This window comes from Pararhodobacter oceanensis, assembly GCF_003076755.1.
GTDB lineage: Bacteria > Pseudomonadota > Alphaproteobacteria > Rhodobacterales > Rhodobacteraceae > Pararhodobacter > Pararhodobacter oceanensis.
Window position 1 is genome coordinate 1 of the sequence record NZ_QDKM01000017.1, and the last position, 23677, is coordinate 23677.

A 23677-nucleotide genomic window follows, 5' to 3' on the forward strand; every position below is an offset into this window, starting at 1 on the left:
GGCATCATGTCCCGCGTCAGCGCCAATTCCGAATACTTGAGGTTCGGAATTGACCCTGCCGCTCACAACTGGGGAATTTTCAAACGGCGGTTTTGGGGAGATTACATCCGGCGATTACAACTACCATGGATCAGCAGAATATGCCATAAAAACAAAGCATTTCAGGTGGGTAAATCACCCCACTCGCGCCGGTGGCGCACCCCAATCCGGCCGCCGCCAGTCGATGCCTTCCCAGAGCATGGCCAATTGCCCCGAGGTCAAACGCGCTGACCCGGTGGCCGTGTTCGGCCAGGGAAAGCGTCCGCGCTGGAGCACCTTGTAATAGAGACAAAACCCTTGGCCATCCCAATAAAGCAGTTTCAATCGGTCGCCCTTGCGTCCACGAAACGCAAACACCGCACCGCCCGTCGGTTTCTGGCGCAACACATCCTGTGCCAGCGCCGCCAAACCCGCTATTCCCTTGCGCATGTCTGTTGCGCCACAAGCCAGATAGACTCGAACGCCTGTGCCCGGCCCGATCATGCGCTATCCACCGCACGGATCAATCGTGTCAGCGACGCGTCATCAATATTGCTTTCGAACCGCAACATGCGCCCCTTCGCCAGACGCAGTTCGATCCAGATTGTAGGTGCAGGAGCGGTCACTGCGGGCAGATCCGGAAGGGATGGCGCACCCACCGGCAGAAATAGCGCCCCTTCATCCGATGACCAGAGGCCCTTGCGCTTCAGTTCATGACGCCAAGCATAAATCTGTTGCCGGGTCACGTCGTGGCGCTGTGCAACCTGCGTCACCGTCGCGCCGCCCACGCCCACCGCGCTCACGATCGCCAGCTTATCGTCGTCGCCCCAATAACGGCGCCGCTCGACACCCAGAATTTCGCCCCGCATGACCCCTCCGCGCATAAGACACGTCATTGACGACGTCGCTATGCACGTCTTTTAGGCTATCAGACCGCCCCGCGGCAGGCGGTGACAATCGGGCGGTTACGTTCCAGGGCAGAAGCTCATGGATACGCGCGACGGGCATGTCGGGCAGCCGGGCGAGAACGTCGGCAAGCCAGGCCTGCGGATCGATGTCGTTCATTTTAGCGGTGACGATAAGGGTATACATGGCTGCAGCCCGTTCACCGCCGCGCTCTGAGCCTGCGAAGAGCCACGACTTTCTGCCCAGTGCCACGCCACGTAAAGCGCGTTCGGCCGCATTATTCGTCAGACAGATACGCCCGTCATCGAGGAATGCCGTGAAGGCCTGCCAACGGCCATGCTTCTCAAACATGTAGTTGATCGCCTTAGCCACCTTGTTGTGTCTGGACAGTTTCGCGCGCTCATCCTGCAGCCAGTCGTGGAGGCCGTTCACCAGGGGGCGGGACAGGTTCTGGCGGGCGACGAGCCGGGCATCAGCATCCAGCCCATTGATCTCGCGCTCGATGTCGAAGATGGCGTCGATCCGTTTTACCGCTTCCAGTGCGACCGGCGAGATCTGATGGGCGGGTTTGCCCTTGCGGACGTTGCCCGCGATGTCGGCCAGTTCGAAGAACTTCCGGCGCGCATGCGACCAGCACAGCGCGCTGGTCACGGGCCCCGCGTCTCGGTCCTCTCGATAGAGGTCGTTGTATCCACCATAGGCGTCCGCTTGCAGCACCCCTTGCCATCCTGCCAGATGCTGATTTGGATTGGTTGCCGCGCGATCTCGGGAGAAGCGGAAGAACGTGGCCGGCGGTGCTCCGCCATTCCAGGGGCGGTCATCACGGACATAGGTCCAGAGCCGGGCCTTTTTTGCACCGCCCCGCGCCAGAAGCGGCACGGTGGTATCATCGCCATGTAGGCGGTGACCGGCACGCACGTGGGCCGCGATCAGCGCATGGATCGGCTGCAACGCGACAGCCGCGTGCCCGACCAGGTCCGCCAGGGTGGACAGGCTCAGTTCTACACCTTCACGGGCGAACCGCTCGGCCTGCCGGTTCAACGGCTGGTGCTGACCATATTTCTCGAAGATCAGCATTGCGATCAGGCTGGGCCCGGCCCATCCGCGCGGAATCGCATGGAACGGCGCCGGCGGCTGGCTGATCTTCTCGCAGGCTCGGCAAGTGAACTTCTCGCGCACAGTCTGGATCACCTTCCACTGACGTGGGATCACCTCCAGCGTCTCGGTGATGTCCTCGCCCATCTTCACGATCCGGTCCGAGCCACAGCAAGTGCAGGCGACCGGTGCTTCGACGACAACCCGCTCGCGCGGCAGGTGATCCGGGAACGGCTTGCGCACCGGATGGCGGCGCGTGAAGGCGCGCACCGTGCTGGCTTTCTCGCTTGTTTGATCTGCGGCCAGGCTATCCTCGGTGGCCGCCGCTTCCAGCTCTTCAAGCTGCAATTCCAACTGATCGATGAGCCGGGCGCGTCGTTCCGACGAGATCCCGTATTTGTCGCGCCGCAGCTTGGCGATCTCGAGCTTAAGCTCCTGGATCATCGCCTCGGAGCAGGAAACGACCGCACGGGTCTCTGCCAGCTCGCTTTCCGCAACCTGCGCCCTGGCCTCTGCGGCGGCCAGGGCGGCGCGCAATTTGGCGAGTTCGGAGGCGGCATCAGACATGACCAATATTTACCAACCGGAGCCGCGGAACACCAATAAAAACAGGCCAGATGACGTAAATTAACCAGCCTTTGCAGGGCGTTGTGTCCAGCGAGGATTGCGCCAGTCGATGCCCTCCAGAAGATAGCCTAACTGCGCCGCCGATATCTGCACCGCTTCGCCCGACCGGCTTACGGGCCAGATGAACTTGCCTGCCTCCAGGCGCTTTAGATAAAGCGACATACCCACGCCGTCATGCCACAGGATCTTGACGAGGTCGCCCTTACGACCTCGGAAGCAAAATATCTCACCCGCATGGGGATCACGGCCGAGCCCTTCTTGCACCTGTAGCGCCAGCGTGTTCATCCCCCGCCGCATATCGGTGACGCCGCCTGCGATCCACACCTTCACGCCCGCCGGAAACGCGATCATTGCCGATCCACCACCGCCAGAATCCGAGCAAGCGCTTCGGCCTCCACGCCGATGGGCACGATGAGTCGACGCCCATTCGGAAGGGCTACCTCAACCCGACAGTCCGGAGGTGGACTGGCATCGATCGGATTTGCCTGCGACGCGGAAAAATCCTTAGGCACAGTCACCGGCGCGAACGATACAGAACCAGAAGACTCAAGCTCACCATTTCGATACTGCCGCCGCCACGTGGTCAGAAGCGACCGGCAAATGCCGTGCCGCCGAGCTGTGGCTGTCACCTGACGGTGGCCGATAAAGCTTTCCTCTACAATGCGCAGCTTGTCATCATCCGACCAATACCGGCGGCGTTCACCATCGGCAGCAGACAGAACTTCGATTTGGGGGCGTTTGATAAAGTCGGACATAAGGTCGGACTTACCATCGGATCGAGACTGAGATCAGACGGCCGTCGCCGGAGGTTTACATGCCGTCTGTGAAGTCGAGGCGCGCATTCGCGAGTTCGGGCTCACACGCGCTCATGCGTCCAATAGGAACGCTAAATTTAATTGTGTGATTGTTTCGCGTTGCAGTCGATTTGTGCAGAGCAGTCAAAGCCGCGATGCCACCGACTGTGGTTTCGACTTGGCAATGGTGACGCCGCTCAGCGCTCAGACGAGAAATGCGTCTTGAGGTAGGTCAGGATCTCGTCGCGGATCTCGTCCTCGGGCTCGAACATGCCCTGTTCTTCAATCATCCAAGTCCACAGATAATCCCAACGCGCGTCGGTCAGGCTTTGTTGCAGGATGATTGCCGTCGAATGACAGGCGACACATTGGTAAAAGGTCTCTTCAACGCCTTCCGCATCGGGCAGATTGCCGAATTCCGGATTCGGCAGAACCTCGGCGCTGGCGCTCTCGGTGGTGCTTTCCTCCGAGGTGGCGGGCATCAATGGATTGACCGGCATCAAGGGATTGGGCGTCGGACGCATCGGATCATAGGCCATCTGCGCCGAAGCCGCGGTGACAAAACAGGCCAGCGAAACGCCCAGAGCGCCGCGCAGAATATGGGATGTCGCGAACATAGCGAGTCTTTCTTAAAATTGGCTGGAACCGGGAGAATCCCCGGTTCCAGCGCTAGGATCAGGTGGCAATCAACGCGATGCGGTGCTGCATATTGTTGCCGTAACCGCGCGGGTTCCAACCCGGCACGACCGGCGGCTGCGCCACGCCATTCGTATCGGTGGCGCGGGCCCAGACCTCGTAATATCCAGCCTCGGGCAGAGTGATATCCGCGCGGAACCGCTGCCATGCGAATTTATTGACCGCAGGCTCCAGTTCGGCAGCAATCCATGTCGCGCCAAAATCGATCGAGACATCGACCGAGGCGATATCGCCGCTGCCCGACCAGGCGTGGCCGCGCACTTCGCTGGCGGCTCCGGCCGGGGTCTGGGTGCCCGACTGCGGGAAGGTGATCAGCGATTTGACCGGCATATCGGTCATAATCACCATATCCTCTTGCGGCACTTCGGTGCCCGGAGCGACGGGATAGGCCGGCATGCGGTAGGAATAGCCGGTCATCTTGGCGCCGTCATGCACCTGATCGCGCACCCAGATGCGGGTCAGGAACTTTTGCGAGGCCGAGCCGGGATAGCCGGGGTTGATCACCCGCAGCGGGAAGCCATGCACCGCTGGGATCGGCTCACCGTTCATTTCCCAGGCAATCATGCCGCCCTCGGCCATTGCTTTCTCAATCGGCACCCCGCGCGAGATCGCGTCACGCTCGGGATCGCCCGACAGATGCGGGTCGTTGCTGTAGTGCGCGGTGTAGACAGCGGTGTCCTTGATGCCAGCAGCGTTGAGCACATCGCTGAGCCGCACGCCGGTCCAATCAGCGCAACCCACGGCGCCGGTGGTCCATTGATTGCCCGAGGCTCCGGGGTTGAAAAAGGCACGCCCGTTGCCGCCGCACTCGATGACCAACCGGCGGGTGATCACCTCGAAGTTGTTCTTCAGGTCATCCAGCGTCAGAACCAGCGGGTTCTCGACTTCGCCGTCAATGGTCAGGGTCCAGCCCTCGGCATCCATATTCAGCGCCGTGTCCGGCACGCCGCCGTTGTTGCGCACAAAGAAATGCTCGTAGGGGGTGACGTCATCATCCAGCAAATGCGCCGGCGTTTCGGCGTTCAGCGGGCGGTCGTTGAGCAACGTAAGCCCGGGTTTGCCGGCCATAATGTCTTCTTCATTCATCCCCTGCGCGAAGGCCTTAAGATTCTCGGCGAAGGGAATATTCATGCCGACATAAGCGCCCAACGCCCCGAGAGCGGTGGTTTTCAGGAACGACCGGCGCGCGGGTTCTTCCGCGATTTCGGCGTCAATTTCCGGTGGGAGTGGGTTGGTCATGGCGACTTTGCCTCCTCTAAGTAGGCGATTAGCTTAGCGCCCAACCGGTGTGTTTTCAACTAAATCGAATCTTCACTTGAACGATCATCCGAAGGAGTCTCGAGCAAAAACTCTTTAAAAAGTTCGATTCCCTACCGTCAGTGATATCCGGCGCGTTTAGCAGCAAGAAGCGGAACGCGCCGATATATTACCTGTGCATGGCTGGTTCGCCGCCGTGATAGAAGTAATAATATTCGCGCCATGCACGTTGAAAGCTTGAGCAGGCTGAAGGCGCTTCAGCCAGTCGCAATAATTTCCGTCTGCTATGCAAGCAATGCTCGACACCAGTGTGCTTTCGCTAAAGGTTTAACCCTTTGCAACACGATCCAGATCAATGTGCGAGCAGGGGCAAAGCGCTATGATGCAAACTGTCCAGTCACAATCAATAACTGCAGTGTCGCAGCTATTTCCGTCAAGGAGCGAGAGCCATGGGAACACCTCAAAAACCAAACATGAAAGAAATCGTTGGCGCGCCCGGAGTGGAGGCAGCCATGGTGTCCTTCACCCCCGCAGCTGCGGAGGCTTGGCTGAGCATCATGTCGGAAGCCACGCACTTCCTAAAGGATCGGCTGGAGCATGATCTAAATTACCAAAATGAAATACTGACAAGTAAAAATCTGCAGGAATTGCAGCAGGTCCAGATCAAGTACTTCAGATCGGCGGTAAAGCAATATTCTGATTACGCGACTCTACTCTCAAACGGGATCGCGAAAGGCTGGGAAGACACAACCGAAAGCCTGCGCTTCAGTCGTTCCCGAAACTATGATGACATCCCGTTATAGGCGCGAGGCTGTTAGAAAGGTTGGTGCAGAAATATATGGGCTGGCGTTTCACGCGGTAAACGGATGCACGCGCTAACGGGCCTCTTCGGGTGGCTGATATGGGCGAAGGCTTTCTCTTTAACCCGCCTTTGACATCGCAGCGCGATATGCCGTTGCGATGGCCTGTCGGACCTCCACCGGTTGCGTGTCGATCGCCTGCGCCAATCCGTGCAATTCGCGCCGTAAGCCGTGGATTTGATCTATAAGCGACAAAACTACCGGCACCGCGTCGTTAGGCAATGACATCTCTTTGCGCAGGTCGCAGACCAGCCGGATCCGCGCAACGTCGAGATCATCAAATACCGGCCCGCGTTCACTGCCGGCAGGTTTGATCCAGCCGTTTTGCACCCACAGCCGGAGCTCCTGCAGGCGCAAGCGGCGGACGCTGGCCACAACATCGCGTTCATCGAGCATCAGATATCCCTCCAGAGTTTGGCGCGTGGGTCCTCGGTCACGTGATCTCGCCAACGTTTCGCGATGGCCTCCATTTCGGCGTCGGGCGCGGCGGGGGTGACGATTTTTAGCCGTATAAACTGATCGCCTGCGGGTCCCTTGTCCGGCGCAACGCCCTTGCCTTTGATGCGCAATCTTTGGCCCGAAGAAGCGCCTTTGGGTATGCTCACCGACACTTTTCCCGATAGGGTCGGGACTTCAATCTTCGCTCCCAAAATGGCCTCGTCAAAGGTTATAGGCAGTTCAACATTGATATCGTTACCGTCGCGAAGGAAGACCGGATGCGCCGCGACACCAAGTTCGACATAGGCGTCACCGGAGGGTCCTCCGCCGCTACCGGGTTGTCCCTTGCCGCGCAGCCTCAGCGTTTGACCATCGCGGACCCCCGCAGGAATCGTCAAATCAATCCTGCTGCCATCGGGCAGGGGCACCGCGCGTTTCGCCCCCAGGGCTGCATCCATGAAATCGATTTGAAGATGATAGCGCAGATCGGCGCCGCGTGCGGCAAAGCCATGCGAGTCCTGTCGGGTTCTTGCGCCGAAGAGATCAGAGAAAACACTAGATAAATCCTCGAAATCGGCGTAACCCGCGCCGGATTCGTAGCGTCGGTGCGGGTCGGCCTGGGCGTGGTCGCGGTAATACTCCCGGTGCGGACTCTCTTGTCCGCTGGCATCAATCTCGCCGGCGTCAAAGCGTTTGCGCTTGTCAGGATCGCCGATGATATCGTGTGCCGCAGCGACGGCCTGGAACTGGGCTTCCTTGGCTGAGTCACCAGGATTTAGATCCGGATGCAGCGCTTTGGCCAGCTTGCGGTAGGCTTTTTTGATTTCTGATTGGGACGCATCCTTTGCGACTCCAAGCGTCTTATAGGGGTCATTGGCCATCGATTTAGACCTCTTCGTGGATTGCCATTGGGCGGCCCGAGTCAAATGTTAGCTTATGGTCGGCCTTCGGTCTATCCAGATGCTGTAAACTGCTGGTTTCGGGGAGCCGGCGCACGCGCGTAGGTGGCCCGGGATCTGGATCTTGCCGGTCGCGTGCAGCCTGCCGAGCCGACAAAGCAAGACCCGCACAAGTGTCAAATAGAAGTGAGGTCGAAATCTTTTGTGCGGCGCGATAAAATGGCCACCCGCGCCCCGAATTTTTTGCAAGAGGGCCCTACAGGGGGGAGATCATACGCTATGGTCAAAAGAACCGCCGGACACTTGCGCGGTAATCGTGAAACTTTTCTTCGTATTCCTGCGCGAGCCAACGTTCCTCTAAGAAAATCGCAGCCAAGTAGAGAAGCGCCCAATTTAGCAAGGATGCGACGACAATTGGCTCAGGGATGAGTAATGCCCAGCCTGCCAGTCCGATCCAAGTGGCTATGTAAATCGGGTTGCGTGAGTATCTAAATATACCTTCGGTGCGCAGCCCTTCTTTCGCCCCGAATGCGTTGCCCCAGCCGAGGGCCAGTGTTGCGCCGAATGCAATCGCAAAGCCGCAAATGATAAACAAGACGGCCAGAACGGTTCTGGGCGCAAAAAGCGGGAGCCCTGTATACCAGATACGGAGCATCGAGTAGAAGATCAGGCCGTAGATCACGATCCGAAACAGTGTGATAAACGCGGTTTTTTTCCTTGGTTGATCCTCGGGCGGTGGCCAGAAACTGAAACCGGGATTGATCAACTGGTATATGGCAAGCGCCAGCAAAACTGCGCTCGACATCAGGGCCAGAACGGGAAGGACGCTCAGCATGAGGTCTATCATTCGCCCAGCATAGCTTGCTTGCCGATCATGGCAACACACTCAGAGGAACCCGATGACCGAGCGGGCATTAACACCCAGGCAGGGCTACCCGTTGGATCGCTCCACTGAATAAGTCGGCACGAGCCGTCATGGCATATGCCTTTCTGTCGATTGTCCACGTCTCGGACGAGCGTTGCGGGCCATTTCAGGATATGTTAGTGATCTATAACTAACGAGGGGCGATATGGCTGTCCGTTTGAGCGCGAAGGACCGCAAGGCGCAGATCGTGCGTGAAGTTTTCAGCCTGGCGGATGAAATCGGCCCGGATCGCCTGAGCACGACCGATGTGGCGCGGGCTGTCGGGTTGACCCAACCGGCGATCTTCCGGCATTTTTCGACCAGGGGTGATTTGTGGCTGGCGGTGGCCGACGATATTGCTGCACAACTGACCGCGGCTTGGAGCAGGGCGGAGGCAGACGCCCAGACCCCTGAGGTGCGGCTGAAGGCGTTGATCGGCGCTCAGCTCAACGCCATTGCGGGCACGCCGAGTTTGCCATCAATTCTGTTCTCGCGCGAATTGCAGGTCGATAATCCGCCACTACGCGATGTGTTCCGCCTGCTGCTTGGCGGGTTTCAGGCGCGACTTGTGAGAGTGATCGCTGTCCAACAAGCGAAGGGCAAGCTGCGACCGGCGATGCCGGCCGAAGACATTGCCATCCTGTTGACCTCGCTGGTGCAGGGTGTCGCGATCCGCTGGGCCTTGGACGCGCGGAGCTTTTGCTTGGTCGACGAAGGGTTGCGACTGTTCGATGTGCAGATGGCGCTACTGGATCCACAGAAAGGCAATCACGATGCGTAAATCAAACCTGACCCTGCGCAGCGCGAGCGGCATTGCGATCGGCTTCGGCGTGCTCACACTGCTGTCAGGCGCGTCTGCGCTGTTTGGCGCACTCGACATGGGCGCGGTCGTGGGGTTCGTCTTGTGGTTCAATACCGTGGCCGGCGTGGCTTATATTGCGGCCGGGGTCGGCCTCTGGTGGGCGAAACCATGGGCTTATCCGGTGTCGCTGGCGATTTTTGTCTCTTCCGTTCTGGTTTTTGCGGGCTTTGGCTTTGTGGTGTTGAGCGGAGGGGCGTTTGAAATGCGCACGGTCTTTGCTATGGCTCTGCGCAGCACTGTCTGGCTGGGCATCGCGCTGGTTGCCCGCGCCGCTTTGGTCAAGCGGTCGCCGTCATGAAGACCCTACCCCCTATGGATCGGACGATGTGGCTGACGGCTGTTACCGTTCTTGGGATGCTTCTGGCAATTCTGGGCTTATGGCCGCTGCAGGGGTTTGTAGCGGAAAGCGCCACGTTGACCGGTTTGGTGCTTGTCTATCTGGCGGGTGGGGTGCCTGCGGCGTGGCGGGCGGTAGTCACCCTGTGGAGCGAGCGTGTACTGGATATTGACCTGCTGATGGTCGTGGCCGCGATTGCGGCGGCGGCGGTGGGGGCGCCGTTTGAAGGCGCGGTGCTTTTGACCCTGTTCAGTGTCTCAACGACGCTAGAAGAGCGCGCTATGGGCCGTGCGCGGCGCGCGGTCGAAGCACTGATGGCGCTGCGCCCTGAAACCGCCCTGCGAAAAGCCCCCGATGGCAGCGTGCAGGAGGTTCCGGTCGCGGATCTTAGCGTCGGCGATGTCTTCGTCTTGCGACCCGGTGCCCGCGTGCCCACGGACGCCGAGATCATCTCGGGACATGGCGCATTGGATGAAGCCAGTATCACCGGCGAATCCATGCCGGTCACAAAGCAAAGTGGCGCACCGATATTCGAGGCGACGGTGAACCTCGACGGGGTGTTGGAGGCGCGGGTCAGCAAAACCGTGGCGGATAGCACCGTCGCGCGGATGATCGCCTTGGTGACCGAGGCACAGGCCGCCAAAGCGCCCTCAGAGCGCTTCAGCGAATGGTTCGGGCAGAGGTATACGATTGCGGTGCTTGTTGGGGCGGTCCTCGCCTACGCAGCGTTCGTCTTGCTTGGGCGCGACTGGCATGACGCGCTCTATCGCGCCGCGGTCCTGCTGGTGGCGGCCAGCCCCTGTGCCATCGTGATCTCGGTGCCGGCCGCGATCCTCTCGGCTCTTTCGGCGGCGGCACGGCGCGGCGTGTTGTTCAAAGGCGGGGCGGCGCTGGAAACGCTCGCGGCGGTCGAGACCTTTGCCTTTGACAAGACCGGCACATTGACCACCGGCAAAGCTAGCGTCAAAGAAGTCGTCGCTCTCACCGGAGGTGAGGCAGAATTTCTGGCGCTGCTGGCCGGACTTGAGGCGCAGTCCGAGCATCATAGCGGCGCCGCGATCCGCGAGGAGGCCGCGCGTCATGGCATCGCGCCGGTGCCGGTGGAGAATGTGGTGACTTGGCCAAGTGAGGGGATCAGCGGCGAATTCGACGGCAGTCAACTGTGGGCGGGAAATCCGCGGATGGCCGCGCGGATGGGTGCGGCGATTGATCAACCGGCGCTGGCTGCGATGGTCGAGGACACGCAGACGGTGATTTATTTCGGGCAGGGTGCCAGCCTGCTGGGCGCGGTCAGCATCGCCGATCAGGCCCGCGCGAGTTCGCGCCCTGCGCTAGCGACGCTTCGCGCGAACGGCGTTGGCAAGATCCTCATGATGACCGGAGATCGCTATTTGGTGGCGCAGCGGATCGGGACGGAGTTGGGCTTTCAAACCGGCGATATTCACGCCGATTTGCTGGCAGAGGATAAGGTGAGGATGGTCGGCGCGCTTGTAAAACAGGGTCGGGTGGCGTTTGTCGGTGACGGGGTGAATGACGCCGCCGCTCTGGCGCGGGCTGATGTCGGGATCGCGATGGGCGCGGCGGGATCGGATGTTGCCCTTCAGGCCGCCGATGTCGCCCTGCTATCCGAGGATATGGTGCGCCTTGCCGAGGCCCATATGCTGGCGCGTCGCACGGCCAAGATCATCCGCCAGAACCTAGCTTTCGCCATCGGCGCCATGGGGGTGCTGGTCACCGCCGGGTTGTTCTTTGATCTGCCCTTGCCACTGGCAGTAATCGGCCACGAGGGCGGAACGGTTCTGGTGGTGCTCAATGGTCTACGATTGCTCAAAACATCGAATGGGTAAGGCAGGGTGGATTTGCCCCTAGACGACAACCTTGTCGAAATGCTGCGGCACCTCGGCCTGCCAGCCGAATTTCTCCTCGATTGCGCTGCGAAACGCCTGTGACGCGCGGTCTTCGCCGTGGGTGATGTAGATTTGCTTTGGCGGCGACGTAAACCCGCCCAGCCAGCGCAAAAGCTCGTCACGGTCGGCATGCGCCGATAGCTGGGTGAGATTGCGCACCTGCGCCCGCACGGGGACATTGGCGCCGTGGATTTTGACCCTTGGCGCGCCGTCAACGAGCGCCGCCCCGCGGGTGCCTGCGGCTTGAAACCCGGCGAAGAGGACGGTGTTTCTGGCGTCGGGCAGATAGGCGCTCAGGTGATGCAAGATCCGTCCGCCTGTGGCCATGCCGGAGGCCGAGATCACAATCTTCGGCCCCTCGACGTCGATGATTGCCTGCGAGGCGGCGGCGCTTCTGGTATAGGTCGCGACGCCGTAAGCCGCGTGGCATTCTTGCTCCGAAAGCCTGTGATCTTCGCTGTTCGCGCAATAGATGCCGCTGGCATTGATCGCCATCGGACTGTCAAGAAACACCGGAATATCCGCGATCGCCTGCCGCTGTTTCAAACGGTTGATGACATACATCAGCGATTGCGCGCGACCAACGGCGAAGGAGGGGATCACCACGGTCCCGCCCTTGGCGACGGTCTCGGAAATCGCCGCGCCGATTTCGGCCTCGGGGTCCGTGCTATCGTGGAGGCGATCGCCATAGGTCGATTCCATCACCAGCACGTCCGCGGCCTTGAACGGTATCGGGTCCTCCATGATCGGAGAGCCGTAGCGCCCGATATCGCCCGAGAACACCAGTGTCTTGCCCCCCATCCGGACCTCGACACTTGCCGCGCCCAGAATATGACCGGCGCGGCGAAACCTCACTGTGACACCGGCGGCAACGGTTACAGGCTCTTCGAAAGGATGCGTCTCGAAAAGTTCCATCGAGGCTTTGGCGTCCGCGGCCGTGTAAAGCGGTAGCGCGGGATGGTGTTTGGAATAGCCGTATTGGTTGGCCCGTTGCGCATCGCGCTCGTGCAGATAGCCGCTATCGGCCAGCAAGATGTCGCAAAGCGCGCGTGTCGAGGTGGTGCAGTGGATCTTGCCGCGAAACCCCTCGCGCACGAGGCGCGGGAGATTGCCAGAGTGGTCGATATGCGCGTGGGTCAGAACAACGGCATCAATGCTGCCAGCCTCGACGGGAAAGGGCTTCCAGTTGCGCTCGCGAATGCTCTTTTGACCTTGGAACAAACCGCAGTCGATCAGGATGCGGCGGCCACCGGATTCGAGCAGAAAGCGCGATCCGGTAACCGTCCCTGCGGCGCCAAAAAACGTAAACTCAATGCTCATTCGTTCCCTCCCAATCGGTAAGAACCCGGCATCGAAATCCAAGGTTGCCGCAGCGCAGTGATGCCAATCCAGGCGTATGTCCCAGCGCCTTGAGTGGTAACGTTCCGTCTGCACAACCGCGGGTATGATACGCGCAGGCGCTTTCAATTACTATCCAATACCGATGACGAGCAGAGCACGCAGGTCTGCGGCGACCTTCGTAGCACCATTTGCGCGAAGGCCCGTGCAGGTCATCCCGATCATCAACAACAATAGGTGGCGCGCACTTACCGCACCACGAAGATCGAAGAGCTGGAATGCGACGCGAGATAGCCAGCGTTTGATGCGAAGATATGTTCGGCAAATTTGGGCACATGGCTCGCCATGACGATCAAGTCGGCACCGATTTCGTTCCCGGCTTTTTGCAATATTACATCAAGGTCAATTGAGGGATCGTGACTGGTTTTGACGTGCGCTGTGAAGTCGATCCCGTTAGCTGCTGAGCATTTGTCCGCGTAGGCGGCGAGTTTGTCAGCGTATTCTGCAGGGGTGCGGGCAACGGCAGTTGGTAAGGACTGCCCGACGCCAACGATATGCGGTTGTGCGCCGTAAAGCTTGGCGATATCAGCCGCAGTCGCTATCGCTTTTTCCAACTGATCAGCGTGACGAAGATCAACTGGGATCATGATGGTGGAATACATGGTAGCCTCCGTTTACCGGTGCCGAAGGCTCGCCCGCATTGCGCGAATTGTCTTTGCGGTGGATCAATTTGTAACTTTTCCACAATACGACGCCCGTTTTTTCGGTGCAGCGAAGATCATGCAATGATTGATGGTTGGGACCTCAGGTGTTGCTAGAGAACGGTAAACGCACAGTGTGAGGGTGGCAGCGCCATCGCTTTTCGTGGTCACTTCCGCCTTATCTGCTCAGGAGCGATGGCCGCAATCACAGCATCGCGCGTGCCCTCGTCGCTTGCGGCGATGATCTGCTCAGCCAGCCTTGTTGAATCGAGCTTGCCAACGCGGTCAATAACCTCTTCTGCCTCGTCATCTTCATAGCCCAGAGCCCGCAGCGTCTGTGCGCTCAGCGCGAGCGCGGACAGTTGGGTTTCGCGCATGATTGCGTCTGCTGGAACGCCTTCGCTCGCCAGGCGAACCGCGTGGATTCTATCGTGAGCGCGCACGAATAGCGCGGCATTTGGAAACTTGCGATGGATGGTTTTGACGATCTGGAGTGTCGTCTCAGGCTTACCCGTCGCCACCACGATGACCTTTGCGGACCCCGCGCCCGCGGCTGCAAGCACCTCAGCGCGGCTACCGTCACCGAAATACACGCGTTCGATAAACTTATTTGCTTTACGAATGCGGTCGGTATCTTGGTCTAGCAAAGTCACTGGCACCCCCTCGGCGATGAGCGGCTGTGCGACCAGCTGTCCCACCCGTCCAAACCCAATGATCAAGACCGACCCCAAAGCATCCGTGTAATCCTCGTCGATTGTCTCATGCACAGGCTTGCCCGTGACGAATTGGTAAGCGCGTTCGGATTGGGACGATATTGCCATCGATAGGGTGACGATTGCCACGACGACCGACGCGACATCTCCGGGCAGGATCAGTGCAGAACTCGCCGCAGCAAAAAGGACGAAGCCGAATTCACCATGTTGCCCCATGGCAAGGGCGATGCGCAGTGCGGTGGGATGTGGTGTTCCGAACGCGCGGTTCACGCCGTAGGCGCCAATCCCCTTGAGCGCAATTGTAACCGGGACAGCCGCCATGATCGTAAGCCAGTTCTCGGCGACGGCAGACAGATCCAGCGAGAGGCCGACCGCCATGAAGAAAAGGCCCATGAACAGGCCTCGGAATGGCTCGATGTCGGCTTCCATCTCGTGGCGATAGGAGGATTCCGCCAACATCACACCGGCGATGAAGGCGCCCATGGCGTAAGACAGACCCGCTGACGCCATGATCAGCGCGGCAAAGACCACGACGCCGAGCGCAGCAGCAGTCATCAGTTCCGGTGTGCGCGTGCGGGCGATAATGCGGAAGATCGGATCAAGCGCGTATCGTCCGATCAATATCAACAGTGCGATAGCTCCGATGCCGATGCCCGCTGCTAGAAGGTTATCGGCAAGCGTCGCTTCCTCGCCCGAAGGAGCCAGCAAGGTGACCAGCAAAAGGAAAGGCACAATCGCCAGGTCCTCAAACAACAAGACGGCAATGGCGGTTTGTCCAAAGACGGAATTGCGCTCTCCGCTCTCATCAATGCCGCGCATGACCAGCGCAGTTGAGGATAGGGCCAGCCCAAGGCCAAGGATCAAGGCAACGCGCCACTCGAGCCCGATGAGCAATGCCGCTGCTGTCAATAGAGCTGCACATGTCATTACCTGCGCGAGACCACGACCAAAGATCGTGCCGCGCATCGCCCACAGGCGTGCGGGGCGGAACTCCAGCCCGATCACAAATAGAAATAGAACCACGCCGAATTCGGCGAAATGCAGCAACCCCTCAGGATCACCGGTAAACGAAATCGAAAGGCCGATACCCGCGACCACGCCCGCGACGAGGTAGCCGATCACTGTTCCCAACCCCACGGCACGTGACAGCGGCACGAAGACACAGGCCAGTGCGATCAGTGCTAAAGCCTCCAAGAACGCCAGCTCCAAACCGACAAGGCCAAATATCGCCCGCCCTTCATCGGAGCCGGCGGCAAGTGCGGGGGTGCAAGTGGCCGCCAAGACGATGGCAACGCCTGCACTTTTGATCGACGAGGGTTTCACAGGCAATAACTCCACAATCGGCAGGCATGGCCTTGCAGTGACCAAATGGCAACGCGCGTCATACGTCCAACTCCACCAAATCAACCATGCATAGCACGGTCCGGATTGTCTCAGCAGGAACGGATTCGGGAGCTGCCAGAACGGGATCGGAGCAAGAACATTAACTCAGCCAATCTCGCCTTCTTCGGGTTGTTTTCATAGATGTCTACCTTCCCTGACTTCCGCAACGGTACCGCAATCGCGGCGCAGAGCAGAGGGTCGGCACACTTGATATAGTTGTATTTGAGGAATCTCAGCTAAGCCATTGTAACGAAACACTTTGGTAATCCGAGTAGCCATCTGCCACACCCGATTACCAATTGCAGCGTTTTCAAGCGGTTATACGCTCTCAGCCACCGAAACTTCCTTTGTGGCTCTGCTGTTCCTCGTCAAACGTCACGAGGTTCCCTTGACGCAGGTCTTCCTCGCCACGCCAGCGGTAGGCGCAGGGGGTGTTCGGGTAATCGAGGCATAGCGCCCGCGGTGCCTCAACGCGGGGTTCGCCGGACATCTTGTAGTGGCCGGTGAAAACGGGGGGAGCGTCGGCGGGGTAAAGCGACACGTCGCTCGCCCGCGATAAGGCGGCGTCGGGGAGTTCGGTGAGGTTCTTTACCGAAAGCGCCGCGTCTCGCCAAGTTGCGGCATGCGAGCGCCACCAGGCAATGCGGACGTGCTCGCGCGGATAGCCTTTGAAGTCATGGAAGCGGACGCCCTCGGGCAATTTCAACTCCGGTCCATTGGTGAGGTTTTTAACCGCCCGCGCGAATGGCGTTTTATCGGCGGCGATTTCAGACAGATCCTCGGGTTCAAGCAGCCCGGACGGGCGCCGCTGCGCGACCACGTCGATGTCGGTCTGGTTCCAGCAGGCGTGAACGAGGCGTATCCCGCCCAGATCGAGCCAGAGCGGCAGGGTGATAAACCAGTCGAGCCAGAGCTGCGCCTCGGGTGTCGCAATGCCGAATTGCGCGATGAAGCTGCGGTGCTGGTCGGTGTTTTTGTCGCTATGTGTGCGCAGCGGCGCGCCGTCGGGGCCGGTCGCGTGAAAGAGCATCGCGTTGAGCTCATGGTTGCCCATGACGGCGACCGCCTTATTGCGCGCGACGAGATCTCGGACGGTGGTCAGCACCGCGGCATCATCGGCTGTGGATTGGTTGTGCCCTGCGTCGATGAAGTCGCCGAGAAAAGCAAAGGGCGCGTCATCGCCGAGCCCGTCGAGGGTTGTCTGCAACCGCCGGATGTCTGCGTGAATATCCGGAATGATGTCCCAAGCCTGCGTCATGATAGTCCTTACGATGATAACTGAAGTGTCGTGGGTGCGTTTGAGCCAATGGCGGCGAGCCGGGGCCTTTGGCAGGTGCGATTGAAGTGGCAGATATTGATAGCTGGCTTTGATAGAGCCTTTTTGGCATTCCGCGAGGTTCTGCGTTCGGCCGTGCCTTTAATTTCTACTCTCCACTTTCCGCTTGTAGCTTGGGCGAAGGACGGGCGAAAATTAGCGGGCGCGCGCGAATATTCGTGATGGCACAGTTTCGTCAAGGATATTTTAAGCCAGAAGCGAAAATTGTTTTCTTGCAAGATTCTGGCCAATCTATTTATAGTTCGCCCCATGACATACAGACCCTTACATATCTCGCTTCGGCTAATACGGCTCAAATAAGATGAGCCTGTTCGGCCGTGCGAAAACGGCTGAAACCGAAAACTGAGAATGAAGAGCGTATCGATGACTGTCGACCTCCCTACATATCCGTCTACCGTGCCTGTGCATGACAAAAGCGCATGTGCCGTGGTGCTGCTGTCAGCGAATCGCTGTGCAGCTTTTGGCGGGATCTCCAGGCAAAATATCTCGTGATTCGCCGCTGTTAGTGGGCGTCAAAGGGGCAAGACACTCCCTTAACCCCTTACAGCGACGCGCCGCCCAGCGCAGACGAATCTGAATCTGGCCCTGCGAAAATGTCGCGGAAAAACATGCCAGATTTTGAGCTTGGGTAATAGGCACGGGGTCCAGCCCATGGAGAAGGGTCAAATCATGCAATGCGAAAAATGTCGTGGGTTAAATATTTTCGCATATTCCCGACTGCATGGGAAACTACCTGATTTTCGGGGAATGAAAAGGTCTTTTGATCGCTAAGACACAGCGTTAAAAAACACGTGCTGATACGGCACTGAAGGATGAATGAAGGAGAGCGAGAACAGGTAGCGTGAAGAGCCCGATCTATGCCCGAATACCTTTTTTCGCATGAGGGCCGATGTCGTGTGTTCTTCAACGATCATAGATCGCGAGGGGCAACTCGGGCGGGAGCGAAGGCTCGCCGATCGTCAACGCGACAGCATTTGCGGATACCTTTGGTTTCAAGGGTTTTCGCGTGACATTGATACTCGGAAACATTGCGTCATTTGCGGCGCAAGGTGACCGGTATCTCTTGCCGCGGCTGACCTTCGGCCGAATGAACATAACGGCTGCCCATGGGGTGGCGCAAAGACACGGAGAATACAAATGAAGTGCTAGAACCAGAAAAGATAAACACCCGAACCGCGGCAACGGGACGAGTGTTCATCGGTAATGAGGCAGATCTAAATCTACCGGGTCGATACGGTTTTTCTAGCAAATCTGGAAACAGATTTCAAGGATGATGTCTGTCCTCACAATACTGCTCGATCCTAAGCGGCCTCTGCATTTGCGCAGCTGAGCCGTCCGGAAAGAGTCTTCCACGGAACAGACCGTTCCCCATGACCTGCGCTTCAGCAGGGTGGCGGAGCCTTGTCTGAATTCCCCGTGATGCATCGCTTCCGTCGCCCAGTTCCGGGCGAGGGTCAACTCAAGCGTGAGAACAGAAAATGTCTATGTCTAACAACAAAGGCGGCCGCAGGCTGCCCAAACAAAGCTGTGGCGACCGCAGTGTTCCGGTGCTCTCCAAGGGCCATTTCTCCGGCCATCTGGTTATCGGGGATGGCGCCGGCGTGATCGTGGAAACCGAGAGCAATCTTGAGTTCAAGTGGTGCCTTTGCTTGGTCGCAAAGCCGGATACGGCGTCCTTGACCGAGCAGGTTGCCTTCGAATGGCATGACCGCGATGGCGCCTGGCGCACACACTATTTCGATATGGTTGTGACGCGGACGGATCACCGGAAGATCGCCTATACCATCAAGCCTGAGGCCAGGGTAACGGACCAGTTTCTGGCTGAAATCTCATGGATCGCCGCGCAGGCGCGGGCCGCCGGTTTCGTGAGCGACGTTCGTCTCTTGACTGACGTTGGTCTCGACCCCGTCGAACTGCACAACGCCCGGCTGCTGCACGGCATGCGCACACCGGATCCGGAGGCGGATATCGCGGCCGAAGCGGTTTTCGCAGCAATGTCAGGCGTTTCGACCTTGTCGGAACTCTCGGGGCTCATCGGCCTCGGGGCGCGCGGGCTGCGGGCTTTGATCCGCTTGATCCGTTCGCACCACCTCCGGCTCGTTCGCCACGAAAAAATCACTCCGTCTTCTGAAGTTTACAAAGGGAAACTGAACTAATGGAACTCACCTTCAACAACTCGAACTTCCGCTATGCCTTTGGCACGTATGACCGCGTCACCATCGAGGGCGTGCCGTATCGTCCGACCAGCCACAATGAAGTCGGTTACGTCATGACGATGACGGATGAGACCGGGCTGTCCCAGTCGTTCACCCATACCCGGCTCAGCCGCCTCGGGACCATGGGGCGCATCCGTCATGAGCCCAACTTCTATCGGCAGGGCGAGGCGGAGAAGCGCCTTTCCACTTCCGGTGAGTTGATCTCGGAGCTTCGGGTCAAGCCGAGGGCCCGGCTTTCCAGGCGGAGCGCGTTCGTCAATGCCTTTCTCAGCTTGGAGAAGAATAAGATGATCAAGCGCACTGACAAATCGATCAAAGAAAACGAGTTAATCTTGCTCGGCATGGCGCTAAAGTTCTCATCTAATCCTAATCCACTTTTTCAGACTAAAATCGAACTGTCGGTCGATTTCAGGGAGGCGCCGAGCCCGAGGACGTTGCGCCGTTGGATCAAGGAGGCTGAGGCACTGGGAGATGAAGGGCTTGTTGATGCGATGCACCGTCGTGGCAATCGCGGGTCAAACATGGATCCCGAAGCCTTGCGTCTCATGATGCGGGAAGTGCGTGGTTACCTCAGCTTGGAAGCGCCAACTATCAAAGTGATCTATGAAAACGTGAAAAATGCCTTCGACTGTGCCAACGATGAGCGGGCCGAGTGCGGTTTGCCGCCGTTGCGCGCACCTAGTTACGAAACCGTCCGGCGCACAATTGACGCCATCGATCCCTTTGAGCGTGAAGTGGCGCGAAAAGGGTTGGACGCTGCGCGCAAGAAGTTTCGTCCGGTCGGAAAGGGCCTTGAGCTCACGCGTCCTCTTGAGCGCGTTGAGATGGATGAATGCAAGATCGATCTCGTCTCGCTGCTTCATTCGGCGGATCTCATGTCCTATCTGACTGACGAGGAGCGCAAAGCAATGGGGCTGGACGGCTCCACGGCGCGCTGGATGCTGTCGTTGGCGCTGTGCTGCACGACCCGCTGTATCGTTGGTATGGTGCTGACCCCAACTGCGACGGCAGAGGCGGCCATCCAGACACTGGAGATGGTCATGACCAACAAGGGTCAGTGGGCCGATTCTGTCGGCGCGCTGGGTGCATGGGATATGCATGGCACCCCCGAGTTGATCGTTACTGACTGTGGCTCGGCTTACCGTTCGGATAACTTCCGCTTTACTTGCGCAGACCTCGGCATGCCTGTCGAACGCGCTATCGCCGGTAGTCCAGAATCGCGTGGCCGGGGAGAGCGTCTCTTTGGGTCGGTTTTTTCGGGGATCTTGCCTCGCTTAAGCGGCCGGACCTTCTCCGATATCATCACCAAAGGCGATGCGGACCCCAGAGAGCGGGCGGCGCTCACCACTGACGATCTCATCTTCGCGCTGGTTCGTTGGGTTGTCGATATCTATCACAACACGCCGCATCGCGGTTTGCACGGCGAAACTCCGTTGCAGTGCTGGCGCCGGTTGACTGAGCAGTGGGGCGTGCAGCCTCCGCCGGACATGCGCCGTCGGCGCATGGTCTTCGGACGCCGTCTGACGCGCACTCTGGATAAGAGCGGAGTGACGGTTCTGAACGTCCGGTATCACTCCGAGCGGCTCGCTACGTGGCTGAACCGGAAGGATAAGCGCAAGGTTGAGGTGAGATGGCACCCCAGCGATATCGGGGCCATCGAGGTGCGCCTCGGCGACGAATGGTTCGAGATCCCCGCTGTGGAAGATGGTCTGGATGGCGTTTCGGCTCAGAAGTGGCTGACGACCAGCCGTAAGCTTCGGGCGAGCTGTCCTGAGCAGAAGGCGTTCGATCGGAAGGTCATCCGTAAGGCAATCGAAGCCATCACCGAGCGGAACTCGGCTGCTATCGCAACGGCTGGACTGCTTGTCCAGGACTGGACGCCGGAGCGCATCGCTCGCGAGGAGAAGCGCAATCTGATCAGCTTCGCGAATGGCGCGACAAAGAAGGCCAAGGCGCACGACGGGGAGGTGGGGTATTCGATCCCTGAACCGATGGACTACAACCCGTCGGACGCCGTTCCGTCGACGCGGAAAGCGACGAGGTCGCGCAACCACAAGCCCGGCGCTAAACCTGCCTCGGTCAGGAATAGCTGGATCGTCAAGGGAGAGGAGTAATGATCGGGGACACTGACAACTTGCGCGTCCTTGAGGACCTGAACAAGCTTCACATCAACACCCCAAGGGACGCGGAATTCGCGTCCCACCTCAACCGGCTTCTGCGCCGCGACGAGAACGGCGAGATCCTGGCCGAGGCAAGGAAGTTCACCCGCACCGGCGAAACCCGCGGTATCATGGTGATCGACGGGGCCGGCGGTGGAAAGTCCACCCTGATCAGTCACGCGCTTGAAACCCATCCGGCGCTGGCCAAGGGTGCCGACGGGATGCCCAAGTATATCTCGTCGCTGGTTCCCAGCCCTGCGACCTTCAAGAGCATGACCGAAGAACTGCTTGATAAGAGCGGATATCCTGAGGTTTCGCGGCGCCGCGAAGCTTGGGGGATGTGGAAGATCTTCCGATCACGTCTGGAAAGCTTCGGCACCACCGTGTTGTGGATCGATGAAGCACACGACCTCTTTTGCGCAGATCGCAATCTGATCCTGCGCGCCGTAAAAACGTTGATGCAGGGTGATGGTGCGGTGATCGTAATCCTGTCCGGCACCGAAATGCTGGCGGAGATTGTCCGCTCGGACCCGCAGGTCCAACGTCGTTTCTCAACGCTCTATTTGCCCCCTGTGTCAGTGCAAACGGACGGTGAGCAGTTCCGCGGTGTGATCGATGCCTATTGCGCCAAGGCGGGGCTTGTGCCGCCGGTAGAAAGCGAACTCGTAGACCGGCTGTTCCATGCATCGCGCTATCGCTTTGGCCGCTGTGTGGAGAACATCATGAACGCGATCGAGCGGGCGCTCATCGACGAGGATGAACAGCTCGATATCGATCACTTCGCGCAAGGCTGGGCCATGCAGGAGGGATGCGTGCTGGGGGCGAATGTTTTCCTGGCGAAAGAGTGGTGGATGATCGACCTCGACCGGCATGAGGACGAAGAGCAGCCCACGCGCCGGCGTAAAAAGAAGAGGGTTTAATATGGCGAAGCTGTTTCCCCATTTGCCCTTTGTCGACCACGAAACGCCGATGTCCTGGGCCGGGCGTTTGGCGGCCTTTCACACCCATGGGCCTGTTTTGCCGTTTCTCAACGATCTGTCCATTCCGATGAAGGATTTGGCGGGTGGCGTTCACGGGGCGGTGGAGCGGTTGTGTGACATGGCCAATCAGGATCCCGAGCCCGTGTTGCGCAATGCGATGCGGCGGCGGGGGGATCGCCGCATTGATCTGCGCGGTGAGAAGGTTTCGGCCGAATTCCTGACCGGCTTGGTGACCCGGTTCTGCCCGCTCTGCCTTCTTGACGATGAAAAGGAGCACGAACGGCCGCAGGTGACGCATCGCCACCGCTGGACGTGGATGCTGCAGCCGGTTCGGACGTGTCCGTTGCATGAGCTTGCGCTCGTTGAGCGGAGGGAGGGAGTATGGACCGATTTCGCGCATGAGTTGGCGGTGATCGTTCCGGAAGTGGGCGCTCAGCTGCTTCAGATTTCGAAGGCTCAAGAGGTGCGCGAACCCTCACCATTGCAGGGCTATGCGGTTGAACGTCTGGAGGGGCAGGGCGGCCCGTCATGGCTGGACCAGCAGAGCTTGGAACAGGCTGTGCGGGCGACGGAGGTCCTGGGCGCTGTCATTGCGTTTGGATCCGATGCGAAGGCCTCAGATGTCACATCCGATGGTTGGGATGCCGCAGGGCGGGTGGCATGGCCTTTTGTCTGCAGAGGCGAGACGGGTGTGCGTGATGCGCTTGGCCTGATCGGCGGCGCGTCACCGTCCGCGAAGGGCGGAAAACCTCTCCGTGTCAGAGATTTTGGAATGCTATACGCGTGGTTGAGCGCACCGAAACTGACAAAAGATCCCGGGCCCATTCGGGATGTCTTGCGCGATCATCTTGTGAATACCACGGATGTCATGGCCGGCACCAAGGTTCTGGGTAAGGACATCACCGAGCCGCGTTTGAGCAGCATCACTTCCTTGGCGAGATCCGAAAAGGTGCATCATCTCACTTTGCGCAAAGTCCTGATTTCCCGAAAGCTGATCCCGGCCGATGCCGAAGAACGGTCCTGTTCCATGACGTTGGTGAACTATAAAGTCGGACGGGATCTGGCCGCGGCGATGAACCGCGCGGTTGCGTTTACCGCCTTGCCCGAAGCGCTGAACGCCTCGCGCCCTATGTGTGGATCAGCATGCAACTTTGACCCCTGTATTGGGGTGATCGGCGTCCAAAAGTGACCCCCCTGATAAATTTGGATCAGATGCTCCTTCAAAGGCAAGGGGGAGCAATGAGGGGATGT

At 59.1% G+C, this 23677-nt stretch carries 21 protein-coding genes and 1 pseudogene; 8 read left to right on the forward strand and 14 right to left on the reverse strand.

All coding sequences use genetic code 11. From position 1 onward, the window contains the following. Positions 1-174: 174 nt before the first annotated feature. The 7 genes and pseudogenes from tnpB (DDE20_RS18285) to DDE20_RS18315 all read right to left on the reverse strand — a co-directional run bounded on the left by tnpB (DDE20_RS18285) (position 175) and on the right by DDE20_RS18315 (position 5375). Complete coding sequence (tnpB, locus tag DDE20_RS18285) at positions 175-522, reverse strand: IS66 family insertion sequence element accessory protein TnpB (RefSeq protein WP_116559964.1); 348 nt, start codon at positions 520-522, stop codon at positions 175-177. Next, positions 519-887 (reverse strand): IS66-like element accessory protein TnpA, encoded by a 369-nt coding sequence (gene tnpA, locus DDE20_RS18290; RefSeq protein WP_165814573.1) that lies wholly within the window; start codon positions 885-887, stop codon positions 519-521. Before tnpA (DDE20_RS18290) ends, tnpB (DDE20_RS18285) begins: the two co-directional genes overlap by 4 nt. Before the next feature lie 100 nt (positions 888-987). Beyond that, positions 988-2586, reverse strand: a pseudogene (gene tnpC, locus DDE20_RS18295) (IS66 family transposase); the annotation flags it as partial. A 60-nt stretch (positions 2587-2646) separates the two neighbouring features. After that, positions 2647-2997: an IS66 family insertion sequence element accessory protein TnpB gene (gene tnpB, locus DDE20_RS18300; protein WP_067630184.1), complete on the reverse strand. Its 351-nt coding sequence runs from the start codon at positions 2995-2997 to the stop codon at positions 2647-2649. Further along, positions 2994-3401 (reverse strand): IS66-like element accessory protein TnpA, encoded by a 408-nt coding sequence (tnpA, locus tag DDE20_RS18305; protein WP_116559965.1) that lies wholly within the window; start codon positions 3399-3401, stop codon positions 2994-2996. The genes tnpB (DDE20_RS18300) and tnpA (DDE20_RS18305) overlap by 4 nt, the downstream gene beginning before the upstream one ends. A 236-nt stretch (positions 3402-3637) precedes the next feature. Next, positions 3638-4057, reverse strand: coding sequence for a cytochrome C-552 (locus tag DDE20_RS18310; protein WP_116559966.1), 420 nt, complete (start codon positions 4055-4057; stop codon positions 3638-3640). A 58-nt stretch (positions 4058-4115) separates the two neighbouring features. Beyond that, on the reverse strand, positions 4116-5375 hold the full coding sequence (locus DDE20_RS18315) for a sulfite oxidase (protein ID WP_116559967.1): 1260 nt from the start codon (positions 5373-5375) through the stop codon (positions 4116-4118). Positions 5376-5842: 467 nt separating this feature from the next. On the opposite strand from DDE20_RS18315, the gene DDE20_RS18320 reads away from it, so the two are divergent. Continuing rightward, complete coding sequence (locus tag DDE20_RS18320; protein ID WP_116559968.1) at positions 5843-6196, forward strand: phasin family protein; 354 nt, start codon at positions 5843-5845, stop codon at positions 6194-6196. 117 nt (positions 6197-6313) lie between these two features. Here DDE20_RS18320 and DDE20_RS18325 read toward each other — a convergent pair whose 3' ends face one another. From DDE20_RS18325 to DDE20_RS18335, 3 genes are all read right to left on the reverse strand, one after another. Next, complete coding sequence (locus DDE20_RS18325) at positions 6314-6649, reverse strand: chaperone modulator CbpM (RefSeq protein WP_116559969.1); 336 nt, start codon at positions 6647-6649, stop codon at positions 6314-6316. Beyond that, positions 6649-7572, reverse strand: coding sequence for a DnaJ C-terminal domain-containing protein (locus DDE20_RS18330; protein ID WP_116559970.1), 924 nt, complete (start codon positions 7570-7572; stop codon positions 6649-6651). The genes DDE20_RS18325 and DDE20_RS18330 overlap by 1 nt, the downstream gene beginning before the upstream one ends. 301 nt (positions 7573-7873) lie before the next feature. Further along, on the reverse strand, positions 7874-8425 hold the full coding sequence (locus tag DDE20_RS18335; protein WP_165814574.1) for a methyltransferase family protein: 552 nt from the start codon (positions 8423-8425) through the stop codon (positions 7874-7876). A gap of 235 nt (positions 8426-8660) precedes the next feature. On the opposite strand from DDE20_RS18335, the gene DDE20_RS18340 reads away from it, so the two are divergent. From DDE20_RS18340 to DDE20_RS18350, 3 genes are read left to right on the forward strand one after another with little or no spacing between them, the layout of a single operon-like run. Beyond that, positions 8661-9275, forward strand: a complete 615-nt coding sequence (locus DDE20_RS18340; RefSeq protein ID WP_116559972.1) for a TetR/AcrR family transcriptional regulator — start codon at positions 8661-8663, stop codon at positions 9273-9275. Continuing rightward, on the forward strand, positions 9268-9654 hold the full coding sequence (locus DDE20_RS18345) for a hypothetical protein (protein ID WP_116559973.1): 387 nt from the start codon (positions 9268-9270) through the stop codon (positions 9652-9654). The genes DDE20_RS18340 and DDE20_RS18345 overlap by 8 nt, the downstream gene beginning before the upstream one ends. Positions 9655-9680: 26 nt before the next feature. Then, on the forward strand, positions 9681-11540 hold the full coding sequence (locus tag DDE20_RS18350; RefSeq protein ID WP_240608259.1) for a heavy metal translocating P-type ATPase: 1860 nt from the start codon (positions 9681-9683) through the stop codon (positions 11538-11540). Between the two features lie 18 nt (positions 11541-11558). Here the strand turns inward: DDE20_RS18350 and DDE20_RS18355 are convergent, their stop codons facing one another. The 4 genes from DDE20_RS18355 to DDE20_RS18370 form a co-directional block, all read right to left on the reverse strand. Next, the gene (locus DDE20_RS18355; protein ID WP_116559975.1) at positions 11559-12920 is read right to left on the reverse strand and encodes an MBL fold metallo-hydrolase RNA specificity domain-containing protein; all 1362 of its coding nucleotides are present in this window, start codon (positions 12918-12920) and stop codon (positions 11559-11561) included. Positions 12921-13186: 266 nt separating this feature from the next. Next, entirely contained in the window at positions 13187-13600 is a 414-nt protein-coding gene (locus DDE20_RS18360) for a universal stress protein (RefSeq protein WP_116559976.1), read from the reverse strand. 206 nt (positions 13601-13806) lie between these two features. Beyond that, positions 13807-15675: a cation:proton antiporter domain-containing protein gene (locus tag DDE20_RS18365; RefSeq protein WP_133240376.1), complete on the reverse strand. Its 1869-nt coding sequence runs from the start codon at positions 15673-15675 to the stop codon at positions 13807-13809. Between the two features lie 388 nt (positions 15676-16063). Further along, positions 16064-16993 (reverse strand): metallophosphoesterase, encoded by a 930-nt coding sequence (locus DDE20_RS18370; protein ID WP_116559978.1) that lies wholly within the window; start codon positions 16991-16993, stop codon positions 16064-16066. A gap of 1562 nt (positions 16994-18555) precedes the next feature. Between DDE20_RS18370 and DDE20_RS18375 the strand changes: the two genes are divergently transcribed. From DDE20_RS18375 to DDE20_RS18390, 4 genes are read left to right on the forward strand one after another with little or no spacing between them, the layout of a single operon-like run. Further along, positions 18556-19227, forward strand: coding sequence for a hypothetical protein (locus tag DDE20_RS18375; protein WP_116559979.1), 672 nt, complete (start codon positions 18556-18558; stop codon positions 19225-19227). Continuing rightward, complete coding sequence (locus DDE20_RS18380) at positions 19227-21401, forward strand: Mu transposase C-terminal domain-containing protein (protein WP_240608262.1); 2175 nt, start codon at positions 19227-19229, stop codon at positions 21399-21401. The genes DDE20_RS18375 and DDE20_RS18380 overlap by 1 nt, the downstream gene beginning before the upstream one ends. Then, a complete protein-coding gene (locus DDE20_RS18385; protein ID WP_116559980.1) occupies positions 21401-22366 on the forward strand; it encodes a TniB family NTP-binding protein in 966 nt (321 codons plus the stop codon). The genes DDE20_RS18380 and DDE20_RS18385 overlap by 1 nt, the downstream gene beginning before the upstream one ends. Position 22367: 1 nt before the next feature. Next, a complete protein-coding gene (locus tag DDE20_RS18390) occupies positions 22368-23615 on the forward strand; it encodes a TniQ family protein (protein ID WP_165814575.1) in 1248 nt (415 codons plus the stop codon). Positions 23616-23677: the final 62 nt, after the last annotated feature.